The sequence below is a fragment of the Kribbella sp. NPDC023972 genome (assembly GCF_040639075.1).
GTDB lineage: Bacteria > Actinomycetota > Actinomycetes > Propionibacteriales > Kribbellaceae > Kribbella.
The window spans coordinates 968,663-986,099 of sequence record NZ_JBEZZH010000001.1; the positions used below are offsets into that span (position 1 = coordinate 968,663).

The window sequence follows — 17,437 nt, forward strand, 5'->3', positions numbered from 1 at the left end:
GCGAAGGGCACGACCATGATCGAACTGGTCGACTACAGCTTCGGGCCGGGTGCGCGCAACCGGCTGACCGAGTCGAAGGAGCCGGGCAGGGCAGGCGCACTGGCGGCGTTGGAGACGTTCTACTACGCGCTGAACAACGGCGATCTCGACGCACTGACCGCGGTGTGGGCCGATCACGGACTCGTGCAGCTGAACAACCCGATCGGCGGGATCCTCCGGTCCCGCGATGCCGTGCGCGGGTTGTATCAACGGGTGTTCGCCGGCACCTTGAACGTCCAGGTCACCTTCGGCGACGCGGCGACTTACTGGCAGACCGACTCCGTCACGTTCGCCGGCCGGGAAACCGGGAGCTACCGGCACCCGCGGCTCGGTGAGCAGCCGCTGCACATCCGGACCACCCGGATCCTCGCGTACGACGGCGCATGGTCGCAGGTGCATCACCACGGCAGCATCGACGACCCGGAAGCCTTGGCCGCCTATCAGGGGGCGATCAGGTCCTGAACACGAAGGACAGGGCGATCCCGATGACGGCGAGAACCTCGACCACGCCGAAGCCGATCCAGGCGATGGACATCAACGACTCGCGCGCCTCGGGCTGCCGGGCGGTGCCGTTGATGACGGCCATGAACATCAGGCCGACGCCGACACCGGAGCCGATCGCGGCCAGTCCGTAGGCGAGCACGGCCAGGTTGCCGGCGGTCTGCAGAGCGAGCATCGGTGGATCCTTTCGATCGATGTATACGCTTGTATATGACAATCGTATACGACGAACGTCTACGCTAGGATCCGGGGCGTGGGCAACCGGGACAAGCTGCTGGCGAGCGCGAAACAGCTGATCGCCGAGAAGGGGTACGGCGAGATCACCGCGCGCGATCTGGTCACTGCCTCGCAGACGAACCTGGCGTCGATCGGGTATCACTTCGGCTCGAAGGACGCGCTGCTGACCGAGGCGGTGCTGGACTCGTTCGGCGACTGGGGTGACGACGTCACCAGCACGATCGGGACGATCACCGCGACGGATCCGGTCGAGCGGCTGGCCGCCGTACTGGATGCGCTGGCGACGGCGTTCGAGCGGGATCGGTCGACGACGATCGCGAGTGTCGAGGCGTTCGCGCGGTCGCCGCGGTCACCCGAGGTACGGGAGCGGCTGGCCGCGCTCTACGCCGAGTTCCGCAGTCAGGTGGCCGCGGTCATCCTGGGCGCCGAGCAGAACGGCGACGAGCGGCATGTCGGCTCGCTCGGCCTCGCGTTGATCGACGGGGTGGCGCTGCAGTGGCTGGTCGACCCGGAGCAGGCGCCGTCCGGCGCGGACATCGCGACTGCGCTGCGGGCGCTGTCAGCTCCAGCGGGAGCGGGCGAGGAGGGCTGACGCGGCGGCGACGCCGGCGGTGGAGGTGCGCAGGACGGTGTCGCCGAGGCGGACCGGATCGACGGCGAAGGTGGTCAGCTCGGCCGGCGAGATGCCGCCTTCGGGGCCGATCACGATCACGATGTCGCCCTCGGCGGGCACCTCCAGACCCGCGAGCGGCGTCTTGGCTTCTTCGTGCAGCACGACGGGGAGCGCAGCGTCGGCCACCAGTTCGGCGACCTCGGCGGTGGTCGCGATCGGGGCGACCTCGGCGAACCAGCTCCGGCGGGACTGCTTGCTGGCCTCGAAGGCCCACGCCTGCCATTTCGCCAGCGTCTTCGCGGACCGCTCCGGGTTGCTGCGGAACTGACTCCGCTCCGCGTTCCAGGGCACGATCACGTCGGCGCCGACCTCGGTCAGCATCTCCACCGCCAGCTCGGCCCGCTCCCCCTTCGGCAACGCCTGGACGGCGACCAGCCGCGGATTACTCGCCGCCACCGTCCCCCGGTTGTCGACAGCAACAGTCACGCCGGTCTTCGACGCAGCCGTCACCGCGCCCTCGGCCCACGAACCCCGCCCGTCGGTCAGCCGGATCCGCTCGCCGGGCGTAATCCGCCGTACGACCGCCGCATGCCGGCCCTCGGCGCCATCAAGCACCAGCTCCGAACCGCCGAGCTCAGGCAGGTAGAAGACCGCGAGTCCCATCGCCGCGCAGTCAGTGCGCGCCGAAGGCGTCTCGGAGGCGGCCGAAGACGCTCTTGTGGGTGGCTTGGACCTGGCCCTGGGGGCGTTCCTCGCCTCGGATGCCGGCCAGCTGCCTGAGCAGGTCGGCCTGCGTGTCGTCCAGCTTGGTCGGGGTCTCGACGATCACCTGGACGATCAGGTCACCACGCCCCGCGTGCCGCAGCCGCGGGACACCACGCGCCGTCAGCGTCATCGCCGCACCGGACTGCGTGCCCGGCCGGATCTCCAGCGGCATGGTCTCGCCCTCGAGCGTCGGCAGGTCGATCGTCGTACCGAGCGCCGCCGCCGTCATCGGCAGGGTGACCGTGCAGTGCAGGTCGTCGCCGTTGCGGGTGAAGATGTCGTGCGGCTCGACCTCGATCTCGACGTACAGGTCGCCGGCCGGGCCACCGCCGGGGCCGACCTCACCCTGGCCGGACAGCTGGACCCGGGTGCCGGTGTCGACGCCGCCGGGGATCTTCACGGTGACGGTACGGCGGGAGCGGACCCGGCCGTCGCCGGAGCACTCGACGCACGGGTTCGGGATGATCGTGCCGAAGCCGCGGCAGTTCGGGCACGGCCGCATCGTCCGCACCTCGCCGAGGAACGAACGCTGGGTGTGGGTGACCTCGCCGCGGCCATGGCAGATGTCGCAGGTGACCGGCTCCGAGCCGGCCGCCGCACCGGAACCCGAACAGGTCGGACACAGTACGGCGGTGTCGACCTTCAGCTCCCGGGTCGTCCCGAAGGCCGCCTCGGCCAGGTCGATCCGCAACGGGATCAGCGCGTCCTGCCCGCGTCTGGTCCGCGGCCGCGGCCCGCGGGTGGCCCCGCCGGTCTGGCCGAAGAAGGCGTCCATGATGTCGGTGAAGGTGAAGGCCTGCCCGAACCCGCCAGGCCCGGCTCCCGCGCCGGTGGCGAACGGGTCACCGCCGAGATCGTGCAGCTGCCGCTTCTGCGGGTCGCTCAGCACCTGGAAGGCGCGGCCGATCTCCTGGAACTTGTGGTGCGCGTCCTCGGAGTCGTTCACGTCCGGGTGGTACTGACGGGCCAGCTTCCGGTACGCCTTCTTGATCTCGTCCGGTGTCGCGTCACGGCTGACGCCCAGGACGGCGTAGTAATCGGTGCTCATACTCCAGACCAGGGGTTGGTGGTGTCAGGAATCAGCCAGGATCTGGCTGACGTAGCGCGCGACGGCCCGTACGGCGCCCATCGTGCTCGGATAGTCCATATGGGTCGGGCCGACGATGCCGAGCGTGGCCAGCGCCTCCGACTTGGACCCGTACCCGGTCGCGACCACCGAGGTGGTGGCCAGTTCCTCGTACGGGTTCTCGTGCCCGATGCGGACCGTCAGGGTCTGCGGGTTGGTCGCTTCGCCGAGCAGCTTGAGCAGGATGACGTGCTCCTCGAGCGCCTCCAGCACCGGCTTCACGTTGCGCTCGAAGTCGTCGCCGTACCGGGTCAGGTTGGCCGCGCCGCCGACCGCGATCCGCTGCTCGCCGACCTCGTCGGTGAACGCCTCCAGCAACGTCGTCACGATCGCCGCCACCAGCTGGCGGTCGGCGGGCGCGAACGTCTCGGGGACGGCGGCCAGCGACGTGGCCGCCTCGGTCAGCCGCTGCCCGGCCAGCGCGGTGTTCAGCCGGGACCGCAGGTCGGCGATCAGTTGCTCATCGACGTCGTGCGGCGGCTCCACGATCCGCTGCTCGACCCGACCGGCGCTGGTGATCAGCACGAGCAGCAGTCGCCGCGGGGTCATCGTGACCACCTCGACGTGCCGCACGTGCGACCGGTTCAGCGACGGGTACTGCACGATCGCGACCTGGCGGGTGATCTGGGCGAGCAGCCGGACAGTACGGCGGACGACGTCGTCCAGGTCGACCGCGCCGGCCAGGAAGGAGGTGATCGCCTTCTTCTCGGCCGGGGACAGCGTCTTGACCGTGCTGAGTTTGTCCACGAACAGCCGGTACCCCGCATCGGTCGGGATCCGGCCGGCGCTGGTGTGCGGCTGGGTGATGTACCCCTCCTCCTCCAGCGCGGCCATGTCGTTGCGGACGGTCGCCGGCGACACCCCGAGGTTGTGCCGGTCCACCAGCGTCTTGGAACCGACCGGCTCGTGAGTCGCCACGTAGTCCTCGACGATGGCGCGGAGAACATCCAGCTTGCGTTCGTCCAGCACGCGCACCACCCTCTCTCCGGCGTCGACCACTTGGCACTCAGCTCATTCGAGTGCCAGTCTACCGAGCCGTAGTAGCCGCCAGTGCCAGATCACGGCGTGGGACGGATCTCACGCGGTCTCAGGCGAGGTCGGGAGACGCCCCCAACGGTACGGCGGCGGGCCGGTCGACCGTACTCGCCACGTCCACCGGCTGGTCCTGGGCGGCCGCCTCCAGCACGGACTCGAGTACGTCGAGCACGTGGTAAGCGAGCGCGCCGTCGGCCCGGTGCGGCTCGCCCGACCGGATCGCGCGGGCCATGTCCGCAACGCCGACACCTCGGCCGGCTCCGGCGTACCCGCCGGCTACGGGGAGTTCGATCCAGTCACGGTTCGTGGCCGTCGCGATCTCGACCTTGCCGTCGAAGCCGTTCGGGTCCGGCACCGACAGGCTGCCCTCGGTCCCGTGCACCTCGATCCGCGGCAGCCGGGCGGCCCACACGTCGAACGACATCAGCAGTGTGGTCAGCGCACCCGACTCGTGCTCCAGTACGCCGGTCACATGCGTCGGCACCACGACCGGGAAGGTCTCACCGGCTCGTGGACCCGTGTGGATCTTCCGCTGCTGCTGCGACTGACCTGCGCGTGCGGTGACTCGCCGTACCGGACCAAGAAGGGTGACCAGGCTCGTCACGTAGTACGGGCCCATGTCGAGGACCGGACCGCCGCCGGGCTGGTAGTAGAACTCAGGCGCCGGGTGCCACAGCTCGTGGCCGGGCGTCACGAAGGACGCGGTCGCTGCGGTCGGTACGCCGATGTCGCCGCGGTCGATGGCGGCACGGGCGGTCTGGGTGCCGGTGCCGAGCACGGTGTCGGGCGCGCAGCCGATGCGCAGGTTGTTGGCGGCTGCGTACTTCAGCAGTGGCTCGGCCTCGGCGCGGTCCACGGCCAGCGGCTTCTCGCCGTACACATGCTTGCCCGCCTCCATCGCCGCCTGATGCACCGCCGCGTGCGCGGCCGGGATGGTCAGGTTGAGCACGATGTCGACGTCGTCCGCGGCATAGAGGTCGTCCGACGACAGGGCGCGGATGCCTGGGTTCTTGTCGGCGATCGCCTGGGCTCGGGTGACGTCGAGGTCGGCGACCGCGGCCACCTCGACACCGGGCAGCTTGGCCAGGTGGTCGAGGTAGGTGCCGGAGATGACCCCGGTGCCGACAATCCCGACTCGCGTCACTTGCTCGCCCACAGCAGCCCCCGCTCGATGATGGTCCGGACCTCCGGTACTTCCAGGTCGTCCAGTTTGTGACCGACGGTGCAGACGAAGACCTTGCCCTCACCCCAGGTGCGGGTCCAGACGGCCGGCATCACGGCGCCCTCGATCCACGGGTAGTCCGGGTGCGAGCGGAACGTCGTGGTGGCGAGCACGGTGTTCGTCGGGTCGTAGTGGACGTAGTACTGCTCGGTGTGCACGTCGAAGTGGGTGATGCCCTCGACGATCGGATGCTCGGCGACGACGTCGACCCGGTAGTCGGTGAAGCCGTGCGGGTGCGAGATGAACTGGCCGCCGACGATGAAGTTGTAGTCGGCACTGTTGCGGAACGCGTCGGCGATGCCGCCGTGCCAACCGGCCAGGCCGGTGCCCCGCCGGATCGCCGCGTCCAGGCCCTTGAGGTGCTCGTCGGGGATCTCGCTCATGGTGACGCATTGCAGCACCAGGTCGGTGCCGTCCAGGTCGAGGTAGCTCTCGGTCGTGTCGGAGACGGTGACCTCGTAGCCGTTCTCGCGCAGGAACGGGATGAACATGTCGGTCGCCTCGACCGGCGAGTGGCCTTCCCAACCGCCGCGGACCACCAGTGCACGTCGTGTCGTCAAAACGTCCGCCCTTCGAAAGTTTTCGGTGCCGAGCCGGAAAGCTTGCGGAACCGCCAACGCGACACTAAGCGTCCCCCGACCGGCCTTCAAGTGCGATTCCGTCCCGTGGATAGGGCTTCCCTGTCGCTAGGGTCGGATGTATGGGCTGGAAGTTCTGGAAGCGGGAGAGCGAGCCGCCGGTGCCGGGGCGGCGGCCGCAGGACAACGTGCCGCCGGGTGCGTTCGAGCTGACCGTCGAGGACGTGTTCTCGATCACCGGGCGCGGCACGATCGTCACCGGCCGGGTGATCGCGGGCACCATCGCGGTCGGCGACCAGGTGCTGCTCAGCCGCGCCGGTACGCCGCTGCTGCAGACCGAGGTGACCGGTATCGAGATGTTCCGCAAGACCGTCAAGATCGCGAACGCCGGCGACAACGTCGGCCTGCTGCTCCGCGACGTCGAGCGGGACCAGGTCGTCAGGGGCGACGTACTCAGCAAGTAGTGTCGCGGTCATGAACGAGCGGAGCGAGTTCATCATCAAGCACAGTGCCTTTTGTGTCTCATCCGCGCCCGGAGCGAAGCGAGGACGTGGATGAGCACGTGGACCGAGATCGGGGATCGGTGCTGGGTTCGCCGGTACGACGAATGGGACCTCAACGTCGGCCTGGTCGCCGGTAGTGACGGTGCGGTCGTGATCGACACTCGCGCGACGGCCGAGCAGGGTTCCGAGTTGCTCACCCACATCCGCGAGCTGACCGACGTACCCGTCCGGTGGGTGGTGAACACGCACGCCCACTTCGACCATGTGGTCGGCAACAGCGTCTTCACCGACGCCACGATCTACCTGCACGAGAACGCCGCCGCCGAGGAAGACCTGGCCGGTACGACGTTCTCGGTCGCGAAGGTGATCGATCTGGGCGACCGCCGGGTCGAGCTGCTGCACCTCGGCAACGCACACACCTCCGGCGACACGGTGGTCGTCGTACCGGATGCGGACGTGTTCTTCGTCGGCGACCTGGTCGAGGAGTCCGCTCCCCCGTCGTACGGCGAGGACTCGTTCCCGCTCGAATGGCCGGACACGATCGACCGCGTGATCGGCATGCTGTCGGACACCGCCAAGGTCGTCCCGGGGCACGGCGCCGTCGTCGACGCGGAGTTCGTCCGCGACCAGGCCGGCGACATCGGCACGGTCGCCAACACCATCTCCGGCCTGCACCACGCCGGCACGTCCTTGGCCGACGCCCTGCAACACACCGAAGACTGGCCCTGGCCACTCGAACAGCTGCAGGACGCCATCAAACGCGGTTACGGAGCGCTTGGCGCTCCCCGCAGACCCACCCTGCCGCTGCTCGGGCCAGGCTCATCCGCCTGAGGGCTTGACGACGCGGTTTTCCCACGCCCAGGCGGCGATCGCGACTCGGTTGCGTACCCCGAGCTTCGTCTGGATCCCGGACACGTGACTCTTGACCGTGCTCAGCGAGATGAACAGCTCGGCAGCGATCTCCTGGTTGGTGAGGCCTCTGGCGATGGTCCGGACGACCTCGAGCTCCCGTTCGGACAGCGGCCGCGCTGGCATACCGACGGTCGGCGCCTGCTGGGCCTCGGTCAGCTGGCGCAGCAGCCGCAGCGTGACCGACGGTGAGACCAGGGCATCTCCGACACTCGCGGCACGGACGGCTTCGGCGAGCAGGGTCGGGCCGGCGTCCTTCAGAATGAAGCCGACCGCGCCACCGCGCAGCGCGCCGTAGACGTACTCGTCGAGGTCGAAGGTGGTGACCACGACGACCCGAAGCGGGTCGGCGACACCGGGACCGGCGAGGGCGCGGGTGACTTCGATGCCGTCGAGGCGGGGCATTCGGATGTCGACCAGGCACACGTCCGGGCGTAGCCGGCGGGCCAGCTCGATTGCTTCGACGCCGTCCGCGGCCTCCGCGACCACGTCGATGTCGGGCTGGTCGGACAGGACGAGCCGCAGGCCGCTGCGGACCATCGCTTGGTCGTCGGCCAGGAGGACGCTGATCGTCTTCGGGATGGTCATCGCATCTCCCGGTCAGGAAGGGGCAAGGTGGCGTGCACTGCCCACCCGGCGCCGGAGCGAGGGCTGGCGCGCAGTGTGCCACCAAGGGCCTCGACGCGTTCACGCATGCCGACCAGGCCGTACCCACCGCGGCGATGGTGCCGGGCCGGTGCCGGCGGGGCGTCGTCGACCACCTCGACCGTGATGGCGCGCCGGTCCTGGCTGACGTCGACGGTGACCGAACTGGCGTGGGCGGCGTGCCGGGCGACGTTGGTCAGCGACTCCTGGACGATCCGGTAGACCGTGCTCGTCACCTCGGGCGGCCAGACGGGTTCGCCGTCGGGCAACCGCAGGCGCACCGGAGGCCCGGTGAAGCGTGACACCAGCTCGCTGAGTTGTTCGGGGCCGGGTGTTGCGGGGGCGCCATCGTCGGTGTCGCGCAGCAGGCCGACGACCCGGCGCATCGCCGCCAGCGCGCCGGAGCTGGCTGTCTCGATGCCGATCAGGGATTCGTCCAATTGATCCGGGTCCTTGCGCTGGACGATCCGGGCGGCCTGGGCGTGGAGCACGATGCCGGTGATGTGGTGGGCAACGATGTCGTGCAGTTCTCTTGCCAGTTCAAGGCGCTCGTCGCGGCGTACCTGCTCGGCGACAGTACGGCGGCGCACGTCGAGCGACCGCAGCCACAGCCCGAGCGCGACGGCAGTGAGCCATCCCGCGCTGTTCATCCCCGCGGCAGTGACCCCGGCAACGAACCACGCGCCGACGGCCACGGCGAGTCCGCCGGTCGCGATGCCGATGGCCCATCGGACCGAGAGTGTTCTGATCGCGGAACCGACGAGGACGGCCAGTGCCAGGGCCATCGCAGGGCTGGGCTCGGAGGGAAGATCGGCGACCCAGGCGATCGGGATCGCGCCCGCCGCAACGGCCAGGCCCACGACCGCAGCCCACGCACGATGCCGACACGTCAACGCCAGCACGCACACAGCCGCTCCGACAGCACAGCCGAACACCCAATAGGTGCCGCCCCACGTGCCCCCGATCGCAAACGCAGTAGTCGCAAGCGCCGCAGCGAACACCACGCCAAGACCGGCGTCGACCGCGCCGCTGGTCAATCGGTCGCCGATGTTCACGCCGCGGCTCATGCTGTGCATGCGGATCAGGCTAGGTGTCGCGGTCAACACGGCGTACCGGTCAAAAGTACGGTTGCGCACGGCAAGGACCCTTCTTCAGTCCGATGCTCGGCACCGGGCAGGGCTCACAGGCTTGGCGTCATGCCATCTCAAGATGCTCAACCGACCATGCACCAACGTAGGGTGCGAGTCCTGCGTCGCTGCCTGGCTGCGGTCGCCGGACTGCTCGCCGTCGCGGTCGCCGTCCCCAGCGGATCCGCGACCGCGGCGGATGTCGCCGTACCGCCGGACGCGCCGAGCGGTACGCCGTACCTGCCCGAACCGACCGGTCCACATCCGGTCGGCACCCAATCCCTTTACCTGAAAGACGTTTCCCGCCCCGATCCCTGGGTCCCCTCGGCGAAGGCGAGAGAGCTGATGGTCTCGCTGTGGTATCCGGCGAGATCACCGGGTGCACGGCGTGCGCAGTACATGACGCCCAAGGAGTCGGAACTGCTCCTGACCAGCGCGGGGATCACCGACGTACCGCCCGACGTACTCAGCCGGACCCGGACCAGCGCCTACACCGACGTAGCACCGGCGGGTCGCAGGCACTCGCTGCCACTCGTGGTGCTGTCCCCCGGCTTCACCTGGCCCCGCAGCTCGCTCACCGCCCTCGCCGAGGAACTGGCGAGCCGTGGATACCTTGTGGCGGGGATCGACCACACCTATGAGAACTTCGCCACGACCTTTCCCGACGGACGCGTCGTCACCTGCGCCGCGTGCGAGCTGGAGGATGTGGACGACTTCGGCAAGGTCGCTGTGGAGAGCCGGGCACGCGACGTCTCCTTCGTGCTCGACGAGCTGACCGCTGCACGTCCGCGGTGGAAGGGCGGCGCGTTGATCGATCCGACCCGGATCGCGATGGCAGGCATGTCCCTCGGCGGCGCGAGCGTCGGCGAGACCATGCTGACCGACCCGAGGGTGCGGGCCGGGATCAACCTCGACGGCAGTCTGTTCAAGGACTTGTCCGGGAGCGGACTGTCGCGCCCGTACCTGATCCTCGGCACCGAAGCTCCCGACGAGACCTGGGACCGCAACTGGCCGCTCCTGACCGGGTGGAAGCGGTGGCTCGCAGTGGCCGGGTCGGTACATCCGTCCTTCACCGACTACGACACGCTGACCCAACAGCTCGGCCTGGACTTCGGCAGCAAGCTCCCCGGAACTCGCTCTGTCGAGATCGCTCGGGCGTACGTCGATGCCTTCTTCGACCTGCATCTGCGCGGCAAACAGCAACCCCTGCTGAACAAACCGTCAGCGCGATACCCCGAGGTCATGTTCTGCCCACCGGCCTGCCAGTAAGACCTTGATCGCTGCGGCCCGCCTCCTCGAACCCCGAGGAGGCGGGCCGTCCGGCTTCGGCGAACCGGCCGGAAGTACGACGGAACCCGCAGGAACCGGGCATCGGACCGATGCCCGGGCACTCGACCAGCTCGAAGGATTGGCCCATGCCACACGAACACTCCCATCCGGTGCTGAAAGCCGAGAACCTGACCAAGCGGTACGGCAAGCGCACAGCCCTGACTGACTGCTCTCTGAACGTTCCGCGCGGCCGGGTCATCGGTCTGGTCGGTCCGAACGGGGCCGGCAAGTCCACCCTGCTGCAGCTGGCCTGCGGCTTGATCGCGCCGACGTCAGGCACGCTCAGCGTGCTCGGGTCCAGTCCTGCCGCGGACGCGGACCATCTGGCCAGGGTCGGCTTCGTCGCCCAGGACACGCCGGTGTACGCAACGCTGACCGTCGCCGATCACCTCCGCATGGGCGCCCGGCTCAATCCGTCATGGGACGCGGGCCTGGCGAACCGGCGGATCACGCAGGTCGGTCTCGACCCCGCTCAGAAGGCCGGCCGGCTCTCCGGCGGCCAGCGCGCCCAGCTCGCCCTGACCATCGCGGCCGCCAAACGGCCGGAGCTGCTGATCTTCGACGAGCCGGCCGCCGCGCTCGATCCGCTGGCTCGCAAGGGGTTCATGGAGAACCTGATGACCTTCGTCGCCGAGCTCGGTGCCAGTGCCGTGCTGTCCTCCCACATCCTCGCCGACGTCGAACGCGTCTGCGACTACCTGATCGTGCTGTGCAGCTCCCGCATCCAGGTCGCCGGCGACGTCGACCACCTGCTCGCCACACACCACCGCGTGGTGACACGCGGCGGGCTCGACCGGCTTCCGCCGGGAGTCGAGGTCATCTCGGTGGAGCACACCAATCTGCACAGCAGCATGGTGGTGCGGGCGAATGGTCCGCTTCCCCAGGCCCCCTGGACGGTCGAGGGCCTCCAGCTCGAGGAACTGGTTCTGGCCTACCTGACCCGCGCGGCCGGTGAATCCGCCGCCCGCGCCGCGACGACGGACGGGGAGGTTGTCCGATGATCTGGCTGAGTTGGCGGCAGTTCCGTGCTCAGGCGGTGACCGGCACGGCGGGCCTGGTCGTGATCGGGACCTTCCTGGTCATCCTCGGCATGAGAATCCGGGACGCGTACGACGGTTACCTCGCGCGGTGTCAGACCCAGGGCAACTGCGCGGACGCGATGGGCCAGTTCGTCGCCGAGTACAGCAATCTGCTGCTCTTCCTCGACGCGGCCTTCATTCTCGTCCCCGGACTGCTCGGCATGTTCTGGGGCGCGCCTCTGATCGCTCGGGAACTCGAGGCCGGCACCCACCGGCTGGTGTGGAACCAGAGCGTCCCCCGGCGCCGGTGGCTGGTGGTCAAGCTCCTGTTCGTCGGACTGGCCGGCATGACCGCAGCCGGGATCGTCAGCCTGCTGCTGACCTGGGCAGCCGGTCCGGTCGACCGGGTGGCGGGCGACCGGTTCACCGCCCTGGCATTCGGCGCGCGCGACGTCGTACCTGTTGCCTATGCGGCCTTCGCCGTCGTGGCCGGAGCGGTTACCGGCTTACTGGTCCGCCGTACGCTGCCGGCCGCAGCCCTCACCCTTTTCGTTTTCATCGCGATCCAGATCGCGGTGCCGAACCTGGTCCGCCCGCACCTGATGCCGCAGGAGACCACGTCGAGAGCAATGACCGCCGAGGCGATCAACGAGCTGCGCAGCCTGGGCGGCCTGCGGGACCGCCCCAGTATCGGAGGGTTCACCGTCCCCAACGCCTGGGTCACCGGCACCAGCGAGCTGCTCACCGCCGACGGCCGGCCACTCGACATCAAGAAGTTCAACGCCTGCATCGGGATCGGGGCCCCCACGAAGTCCGCCCCATCCAGCGATCCGCAGGGGGAAGGCACCGGGAGGTTCGGCGCGGCCGCGCAGTGCCTGGGCAAGCTCGATCTCCACGTCACGGCGTCCTACCAGCCGAACCACCGTTACTGGCCGTTCCAATGGATCGAGTCGGCCGTCTACCTGGCGCTGAGCGCTCTACTCGGGTTGCTCGGCCTGTGGCGAATCCACCGCCGTCTCACCTAGAGGTGAACGACGCGGAGAGGCCGGCCACGAGACGCAGGCCTCTCCGGTCGTTTGGTAATTGTCCGTTGACATGACGTCACCCCAGAGCGCAACTTGTTCCGAAGCGTTCGTCCTCGACCGGATGGGGTGATGGGACCGATGGCCATTGAGCAGACCGTGCATCCCGACGGGCGGGTCGAGCTGACCGATCCGGCGGCGGTCGCGAACAGCCCGTACGGGAACGCCGAACTCGCGCCGACCCGGCTGCCCGAGCGGCACTGGACGACGTACAACTACGCGGCGCTGTGGATGGGGATGGCGCACAACATCCCCAGCTACCTGCTCGCGGCGGGCCTGGTCGCGCTCGGGATGAACTGGCTGCAGGCGTTCATCACCATCACCCTCGGGAACCTGATCGTCCTCGTCCCGCTGCTGCTGAACAGCCACGCGGGAACGAAGTACGGCATCCCGTTCCCGGTCTTCGCGCGGGCCTTCTACGGCGTCCGCGGCGCGAACTTCCCGGCGTTGCTGCGGGCCTTCATCGCCTGCGGCTGGTTCGGAATCCAGACCTGGATCGGCGGCCAGGCGATCTACGTCATCGTCGGCGAGCTGGCCGGGGACAGCTGGACGAACGCGTCCGCGATCGGCGGGCACGCGTGGACGCTGTGGCTCAGCTTCGCGTTCTTCTGGGCGATCCAGATGGTCCTGATCTGGCGCGGTATCGAAGGACTGCGCCGGTTCGAGAACTGGGCGGCGCCGCTGGTCACGGTCGCGTTCCTGGCGCTGATGATCGCGATCCTGGTCAAGGCCGGCGGCCTCGGCCCGATCCTGGACCAGCCGTCGAAACTCGGCTGGGACGCCGACTTCTGGAAGATCTTCGCGCCGTCCCTGATGGGGATGATCGCGTTCTGGGCGACCCTGTCGCTGAACATGCCGGACTTCACCCGGTTCGGGAAGGGCCAGCGCCAGCAGGTCTGGGGCCAGATCATCGGCCTGCCGACCACGATGTCGTTCATCGCGCTGGTCTCGATCATCACCACGTCCGGCACCGTGCTGCTGTACGGCGAGGCGATCTGGGACCCGGTCGAGCTCACCCGCCGGTTCGAGAACCCGGTGGTCGTGACGATCGGCCTGGTGATGGCGATCCTGGCGACGATGTCGTGCAACGTGGCCGCGAACGTGGTCAGTCCGTCGTACGACTTCGCCAACGCTGTCCCCCGCTGGCTGAACTTCCGCACCGCGGGCCTGCTCACCGGTGTGGTCGGCATCGTCATCCAGCCGTGGCGGCTGATCTCCGACCCGTCGATCTACATCTTCGTCTGGCTGTCCTTCTACGGCGGTCTGCTCGCGTCGGTGGCGGGTGTGCTGATCGCGGGCTACTGGCTGATCGACCGCACCCACCTGTTCCTGGCCGACCTCTACCTGCCGGGCGGCCGGTACTGGTACGCCGCCGGCTGGAACTGGCGCGCCGTCGTCGCCACCCTGTTCGGCTCCGTGCTCGCGGTCGGCGGCGCCTACTCCAACCCCGGCGCCGGCCCGTTCCCCGCGGACGGCCTGATCCCCGTCCTCAAACCCCTCTACGACTACTCCTGGGCAGTCGGCCTGGCCGCGGGCCTACTCGCCTACCTCGCCCTGACCATCACCGCACCGTCCCGCCAGTCGACCGCCAGCCGCGCCGCCCCGACGTTCTAGCTCCCGTCGGTGGCAGCGGAGTCGTCGAGTCGGGCGCGGCGGAGAAGGTAGGTTTTCTCGACCTCGTTGTCCGTGAGGGCCGCGGCCGACAGGTAGGCGGCCCGGGCCGCGGCGAGATCACCAAGTGATTCCAGCAGGTGGGCCCGGACCGCTTGTTCGCGGTGTCTGGTGAGCGCGTTCTCGGAGAACTTGTGGGTTCGTTCCAGCTCGTCGAGGAGCGCGAGACCGCGTCGTGGTCCGCAGGCCTTCGCGACCGCCACGACCCTGCTGAGGCTGATGGGGGCCGTAGGCAACAGTCGTTCGAGCCAGAGGTAGAGGGCGGCGATCTGCGGCCAGTCCGTTTCGTCCGCCGCCCGCGCCTGGGCGTGCACCGCGGCGATCGCGGCCTGCAACTGGTAAGGGCCGACCGGCCCGGTCTGCCAGACGGACTCGATCAGGGCGACGCCTTCGTCGATCAGTCGACGGTCCCACCGGGACCGGTCCTGCTCCTCGAGCGGAACGAGCTCATGTCCGTCCTGGGCCCGGGCCGTACGCCGGGAATGGGTGAGGAGCATCAGCGACAGCAGGCCGGCGATCTCGGCATCGCCGGACCGCAGGTGGTGCAGCATCCGGGTGAGCCGGATCGCCTCCTCGGTCAGCTCCACCCGTTCGAGCCGATCGCCGCTGCTGGCCGTGTAACCCTCGTTGAAGATGAGGTAGAGGATCTTCATGACCGCGTCGACGCGATCCGGAAGGTCTTCCGGGCTGGGTGGCTCGAACCGGGCGCCCGACTGTTTGAGGCGTTGTTTGGCCCGGCTGATCCGGGTACCCATGGCCGCTTCGGACGCCCCGTACGCATGAGCGATCTCGGCTGTCGTCAGTCCCCCGACCGCGCGCAGCGTGAGGGCGACCTGAGAGGTTGGGCTCAGGGCTGGGTGACAGCAGAGCAGGAGCAGCAGGAGGCTGTCGTCGTGGTCGACGACGTCCGGCGCCGGGGCCGACGCATCCAGTACGGCGGGGTCCGCCAGCCCGGCCTCCTGCTCGCGGCGCCGGGCGGCCTGCTCCGAGCGGACCATGTCGATCATCCGGCGATAGGCGACCCGGATCAGCCAACTGCGCGGCTCCACCGGGATCCCTTCGGCCGGCCAGCGCCGGCTGGCCACCAGCAGCGCCTCCTGGACCGCGTCCTCGGCGATGTCGAAGCGGCTGAACTTCCGCACCAGCGCACCGAGAACCTGCGGCGCCTCGGCGCGCAGCAGGTCCTCGATGGTGTCGGTCGTTCCCATGATCCTGGTCCGGCGGTCAGGCGGCGAAGTCGTCACCCATGATGGGCCGGATCTCCACCGGCTCACCGAGAATCTCCACGATCCGGCTGACGATGTCCACGGCCCGGTCCAGGCTGACGCAGTCGATGATGGCGAAACTGGCCAGCACCTCCTTCAGCTCGGCGAACGGGCCGTCGGTCGCCACCACGCCGGCATCCGTCTTCCGCACGGTCGTGGTCATCACCGGATGCCCGAGGCCCTCGCTGGTGACAAACTCCCCGGTCTCGCGGAGCTCGGCCTCGAACTGCTGGTACGTCGCGAACGCGGCCAGCGCCTCCTCCGACGCGGAATCGGCGGTCTCCGCATCCCAGCTGTCGGCGGGGGTGTAACCCAGCAGGATGAACTTCATGATCGCTCCTTCGAACTCAGTGGCAACGGTGTGGGATCGAGTCAGGCCAGGCGGCGGAGCCGGAGTGCGTGCACGGTGGTCCAGGTGAAGGCGACGACGCCGTTGAACGCGATCTGAAGACTCGCTTCGGTGGATGACATAGGCAGCAGGAGAATGATTGCGACCACGAGGTTGCCGACGGCAGGGACGATAGCGCGGCGGCGGACCGATCGGACCACCAGAACGATGCAGGCCCCCGCGAGAGCGGTGAAGGCCGTCGCCGCCGCGGCCGAGTGAACGATGCTGTGCCAAGACATCCCGACGGCGGGGCCCTCCGGCGTTCCGGCCGGGAAGCCGTACTCCGGATCCATCACGAAGAGTCCCGCCAGGACCAGGCCGGCACCGAAAATCCCGGTGAACAGCGGGACCAGGCGGCGTCCGGTGCCGTCGCGGACCAGGCGGCGGCGCGCAACGGCCAAGGCGATCACCCCGGCGCCGGCCACGACGAAGGTCGCCATCTGGATCCACCCGAGGTCGCCCGTGGACAGTTGGCTGATCGGATGCACCCGCAGTTCGAAGCCGTCCCGAGTGAGCATCTGAGCGATCACGGAAGTGAAGAAGAAGGGACCGGCCAGTGCGGCGGCCGTCAGGAGCCGGCGGGTCGACGGGCGTTCGACGTACGACGTGCCGGCCGAACGGTGAGCGGGAGTGGCGAGTGAAGTCATCTTGTCCTCCTCAGGACGATTGGGCGTGAACACCGCTACCTCGGTCACCGGGTCGCGGCTTTGACACCACAGCCGTGTGATGTAGATCACAGGTATTCGGTGTGCGCGATCCTGTGGAAATCCGCACCGCGGCTCCGAGGTGTCGGTGATCGCGGCCCAGCGCGGGCCGCACCATCACCGAGAAGGAGCACTGAGATGAACCACGAGACGGACACCACGCAGGCGACCGAGAACGAGGCCAACGGCTACGACCTGGCCGAGCGGCCGGAGCCGAGCCCTGCGCTCCGCGCCCTCGATCCGCTCGTCGGCACCTGGACGGTGACCGGAGGGGCGGAGGGAACCGTCCGCTACGAATGGATGGAGGGCGGCTACTTCCTCTTGCAGCATGTCGAGCTCAGCCAGTTCGGGCAGCAGATCAAAGGCCTGGAGGTCATCGGCAACCTCCGCCCGTTCGGCGAACCCGTCGGTGCGGACGTCGTCTCCCGCTTCTACGACACCACGGGCAACACCTTCGACTACGTGTACGAACTCGACGGCGGCACGCTGACGATCTGGGCCGGCGCGAAGGGCAGTCCTGCCTACTACCGCGGCACCTTCAGCGCCGACAACCGAACGGTCACCGGCGAGTGGACCTACCCCGGCGGGGGCGGCTACGCATCGACGATGACCCGTTGCTGACGCGATCCGAGCCGGGGCGGCCTGCCCGCCCCGGCCGGTCACGGCCTCGACTGTCGGG

The 17,437-nt window shown here is 68.9% G+C and carries 20 protein-coding genes; 9 read left to right on the top strand and 11 right to left on the bottom strand.

Going from position 1 to position 17,437, the window contains the following annotated elements; translation table 11 throughout:
- The first annotated feature begins 15 nt into the window (after positions 1 to 15).
- Entirely contained in the window at positions 16 to 501 is a 486-nt protein-coding gene (locus AB0F43_RS04370) for a nuclear transport factor 2 family protein (RefSeq protein WP_360470455.1), read from the top strand.
- Here AB0F43_RS04370 and AB0F43_RS04375 read toward each other — a convergent pair.
- Positions 491 to 715 (bottom strand): F0F1 ATP synthase subunit C, encoded by a 225-nt coding sequence (locus AB0F43_RS04375; protein ID WP_360470457.1) that lies wholly within the window; start codon positions 713 to 715, stop codon positions 491 to 493. The two genes, AB0F43_RS04370 and AB0F43_RS04375, sit on opposite strands and share 11 nt — an antisense overlap.
- A 78-nt stretch (positions 716 to 793) precedes the next feature.
- Here AB0F43_RS04375 and AB0F43_RS04380 point away from each other — a divergent pair, with 78 nt between their 5' ends.
- Positions 794 to 1,369, top strand: a complete 576-nt coding sequence (locus AB0F43_RS04380) for a TetR/AcrR family transcriptional regulator (protein ID WP_360470460.1) — start codon at positions 794 to 796, stop codon at positions 1,367 to 1,369.
- Here the strand turns inward: AB0F43_RS04380 and AB0F43_RS04385 are convergent.
- From AB0F43_RS04385 to AB0F43_RS04405, 5 genes are all read right to left on the bottom strand, one after another.
- The gene (locus AB0F43_RS04385) at positions 1,337 to 2,053 is read right to left on the bottom strand and encodes a 16S rRNA (uracil(1498)-N(3))-methyltransferase (RefSeq protein WP_360470461.1); all 717 of its coding nucleotides are present in this window, start codon (positions 2,051 to 2,053) and stop codon (positions 1,337 to 1,339) included. The two genes, AB0F43_RS04380 and AB0F43_RS04385, sit on opposite strands and share 33 nt — an antisense overlap.
- 10 nt (positions 2,054 to 2,063) lie before the next feature.
- Positions 2,064 to 3,203, bottom strand: coding sequence for a molecular chaperone DnaJ (gene dnaJ, locus AB0F43_RS04390; protein WP_360470464.1), 1,140 nt, complete (start codon positions 3,201 to 3,203; stop codon positions 2,064 to 2,066).
- A 24-nt stretch (positions 3,204 to 3,227) separates the two neighbouring features.
- Positions 3,228 to 4,250, bottom strand: coding sequence for a heat-inducible transcriptional repressor HrcA (gene hrcA, locus AB0F43_RS04395; RefSeq protein WP_360470466.1), 1,023 nt, complete (start codon positions 4,248 to 4,250; stop codon positions 3,228 to 3,230).
- Between the two features lie 118 nt (positions 4,251 to 4,368).
- Positions 4,369 to 5,460, bottom strand: coding sequence for a Gfo/Idh/MocA family oxidoreductase (locus tag AB0F43_RS04400; RefSeq protein ID WP_360470468.1), 1,092 nt, complete (start codon positions 5,458 to 5,460; stop codon positions 4,369 to 4,371).
- Positions 5,457 to 6,098 (bottom strand): ThuA domain-containing protein, encoded by a 642-nt coding sequence (locus AB0F43_RS04405; RefSeq protein WP_360470471.1) that lies wholly within the window; start codon positions 6,096 to 6,098, stop codon positions 5,457 to 5,459. Before AB0F43_RS04405 ends, AB0F43_RS04400 begins: the two co-directional genes overlap by 4 nt.
- Before the next feature lie 140 nt (positions 6,099 to 6,238).
- On the opposite strand from AB0F43_RS04405, the gene AB0F43_RS04410 reads away from it, so the two are divergent.
- Both AB0F43_RS04410 and AB0F43_RS04415 read left to right on the top strand, forming a co-directional pair.
- The gene (locus tag AB0F43_RS04410; protein ID WP_360470474.1) at positions 6,239 to 6,580 is read left to right on the top strand and encodes an EF-Tu/IF-2/RF-3 family GTPase; all 342 of its coding nucleotides are present in this window, start codon (positions 6,239 to 6,241) and stop codon (positions 6,578 to 6,580) included.
- A 90-nt stretch (positions 6,581 to 6,670) separates the two neighbouring features.
- Entirely contained in the window at positions 6,671 to 7,450 is a 780-nt protein-coding gene (locus AB0F43_RS04415; RefSeq protein ID WP_360470476.1) for an MBL fold metallo-hydrolase, read from the top strand.
- On the opposite strand, the gene AB0F43_RS04420 is transcribed toward AB0F43_RS04415, so the two are convergent.
- Positions 7,439 to 8,116, bottom strand: coding sequence for a response regulator transcription factor (locus AB0F43_RS04420; RefSeq protein WP_360470479.1), 678 nt, complete (start codon positions 8,114 to 8,116; stop codon positions 7,439 to 7,441). The genes AB0F43_RS04415 and AB0F43_RS04420 overlap by 12 nt on opposite strands.
- Positions 8,113 to 9,249 (bottom strand): sensor histidine kinase, encoded by a 1,137-nt coding sequence (locus tag AB0F43_RS04425; RefSeq protein ID WP_360470482.1) that lies wholly within the window; start codon positions 9,247 to 9,249, stop codon positions 8,113 to 8,115. Before AB0F43_RS04425 ends, AB0F43_RS04420 begins: the two co-directional genes overlap by 4 nt.
- Before the next feature lie 162 nt (positions 9,250 to 9,411).
- Between AB0F43_RS04425 and AB0F43_RS04430 the strand changes: the two genes are divergently transcribed.
- The 4 genes from AB0F43_RS04430 to AB0F43_RS04445 all read left to right on the top strand — a co-directional run bounded on the left by AB0F43_RS04430 (position 9,412) and on the right by AB0F43_RS04445 (position 14,344).
- Complete coding sequence (locus AB0F43_RS04430; protein WP_360470485.1) at positions 9,412 to 10,569, top strand: lipase; 1,158 nt, start codon at positions 9,412 to 9,414, stop codon at positions 10,567 to 10,569.
- A 146-nt stretch (positions 10,570 to 10,715) separates the two neighbouring features.
- Positions 10,716 to 11,630, top strand: coding sequence for an ABC transporter ATP-binding protein (locus AB0F43_RS04435; RefSeq protein ID WP_360470488.1), 915 nt, complete (start codon positions 10,716 to 10,718; stop codon positions 11,628 to 11,630).
- The gene (locus AB0F43_RS04440) at positions 11,627 to 12,673 is read left to right on the top strand and encodes an ABC transporter permease subunit (RefSeq protein ID WP_360470491.1); all 1,047 of its coding nucleotides are present in this window, start codon (positions 11,627 to 11,629) and stop codon (positions 12,671 to 12,673) included. Before AB0F43_RS04435 ends, AB0F43_RS04440 begins: the two co-directional genes overlap by 4 nt.
- A gap of 138 nt (positions 12,674 to 12,811) precedes the next feature.
- Complete coding sequence (locus tag AB0F43_RS04445; RefSeq protein ID WP_360470493.1) at positions 12,812 to 14,344, top strand: NCS1 family nucleobase:cation symporter-1; 1,533 nt, start codon at positions 12,812 to 12,814, stop codon at positions 14,342 to 14,344.
- Here the strand turns inward: AB0F43_RS04445 and AB0F43_RS04450 are convergent.
- Genes AB0F43_RS04450 through AB0F43_RS04460 form a run of 3 tightly spaced genes read right to left on the bottom strand, consistent with a single transcriptional unit; the run spans position 14,341 to position 16,701 of the window.
- The gene (locus tag AB0F43_RS04450; RefSeq protein WP_360470496.1) at positions 14,341 to 15,609 is read right to left on the bottom strand and encodes a sigma-70 family RNA polymerase sigma factor; all 1,269 of its coding nucleotides are present in this window, start codon (positions 15,607 to 15,609) and stop codon (positions 14,341 to 14,343) included. The genes AB0F43_RS04445 and AB0F43_RS04450 overlap by 4 nt on opposite strands.
- A gap of 16 nt (positions 15,610 to 15,625) precedes the next feature.
- Positions 15,626 to 15,997: a YciI family protein gene (locus tag AB0F43_RS04455; protein ID WP_360470499.1), complete on the bottom strand. Its 372-nt coding sequence runs from the start codon at positions 15,995 to 15,997 to the stop codon at positions 15,626 to 15,628.
- Between the two features lie 41 nt (positions 15,998 to 16,038).
- Entirely contained in the window at positions 16,039 to 16,701 is a 663-nt protein-coding gene (locus tag AB0F43_RS04460) for a DUF998 domain-containing protein (RefSeq protein WP_360470501.1), read from the bottom strand.
- A gap of 195 nt (positions 16,702 to 16,896) precedes the next feature.
- Here AB0F43_RS04460 and AB0F43_RS04465 point away from each other — a divergent pair, with 195 nt between their 5' ends.
- Complete coding sequence (locus AB0F43_RS04465; RefSeq protein WP_360470503.1) at positions 16,897 to 17,379, top strand: hypothetical protein; 483 nt, start codon at positions 16,897 to 16,899, stop codon at positions 17,377 to 17,379.
- The last annotated feature ends 58 nt before the right edge of the window (positions 17,380 to 17,437 follow it).

What these genes read in the sequence shown, in the direction of transcription:
- AB0F43_RS04370 (WP_360470455.1), top strand. Translation starts at nt 16, where the DNA reads ATGATCGAACTGGTCGACTACAGCTTCGGGCCGGGTGCGCGCAACCGG.
- AB0F43_RS04375 (WP_360470457.1), bottom strand. Translation starts at nt 715, where the DNA reads ATGCTCGCTCTGCAGACCGCCGGCAACCTGGCCGTGCTCGCCTACGGA.
- AB0F43_RS04385 (WP_360470461.1), bottom strand. Translation starts at nt 2,053, where the DNA reads ATGGGACTCGCGGTCTTCTACCTGCCTGAGCTCGGCGGTTCGGAGCTG.
- dnaJ (WP_360470464.1), bottom strand. Translation starts at nt 3,203, where the DNA reads ATGAGCACCGATTACTACGCCGTCCTGGGCGTCAGCCGTGACGCGACA.
- AB0F43_RS04410 (WP_360470474.1), top strand. Translation starts at nt 6,239, where the DNA reads ATGGGCTGGAAGTTCTGGAAGCGGGAGAGCGAGCCGCCGGTGCCGGGG.
- AB0F43_RS04415 (WP_360470476.1), top strand. Translation starts at nt 6,671, where the DNA reads ATGAGCACGTGGACCGAGATCGGGGATCGGTGCTGGGTTCGCCGGTAC.
- AB0F43_RS04420 (WP_360470479.1), bottom strand. Translation starts at nt 8,116, where the DNA reads ATGACCATCCCGAAGACGATCAGCGTCCTCCTGGCCGACGACCAAGCG.
- AB0F43_RS04425 (WP_360470482.1), bottom strand. Translation starts at nt 9,249, where the DNA reads ATGCACAGCATGAGCCGCGGCGTGAACATCGGCGACCGATTGACCAGC.
- AB0F43_RS04435 (WP_360470488.1), top strand. Translation starts at nt 10,716, where the DNA reads ATGCCACACGAACACTCCCATCCGGTGCTGAAAGCCGAGAACCTGACC.
- AB0F43_RS04440 (WP_360470491.1), top strand. Translation starts at nt 11,627, where the DNA reads ATGATCTGGCTGAGTTGGCGGCAGTTCCGTGCTCAGGCGGTGACCGGC.
- AB0F43_RS04445 (WP_360470493.1), top strand. Translation starts at nt 12,812, where the DNA reads ATGGCCATTGAGCAGACCGTGCATCCCGACGGGCGGGTCGAGCTGACC.
- AB0F43_RS04450 (WP_360470496.1), bottom strand. Translation starts at nt 15,609, where the DNA reads ATGGGAACGACCGACACCATCGAGGACCTGCTGCGCGCCGAGGCGCCG.
- AB0F43_RS04455 (WP_360470499.1), bottom strand. Translation starts at nt 15,997, where the DNA reads ATGAAGTTCATCCTGCTGGGTTACACCCCCGCCGACAGCTGGGATGCG.
- AB0F43_RS04460 (WP_360470501.1), bottom strand. Translation starts at nt 16,701, where the DNA reads ATGACTTCACTCGCCACTCCCGCTCACCGTTCGGCCGGCACGTCGTAC.
- AB0F43_RS04465 (WP_360470503.1), top strand. Translation starts at nt 16,897, where the DNA reads ATGAACCACGAGACGGACACCACGCAGGCGACCGAGAACGAGGCCAAC.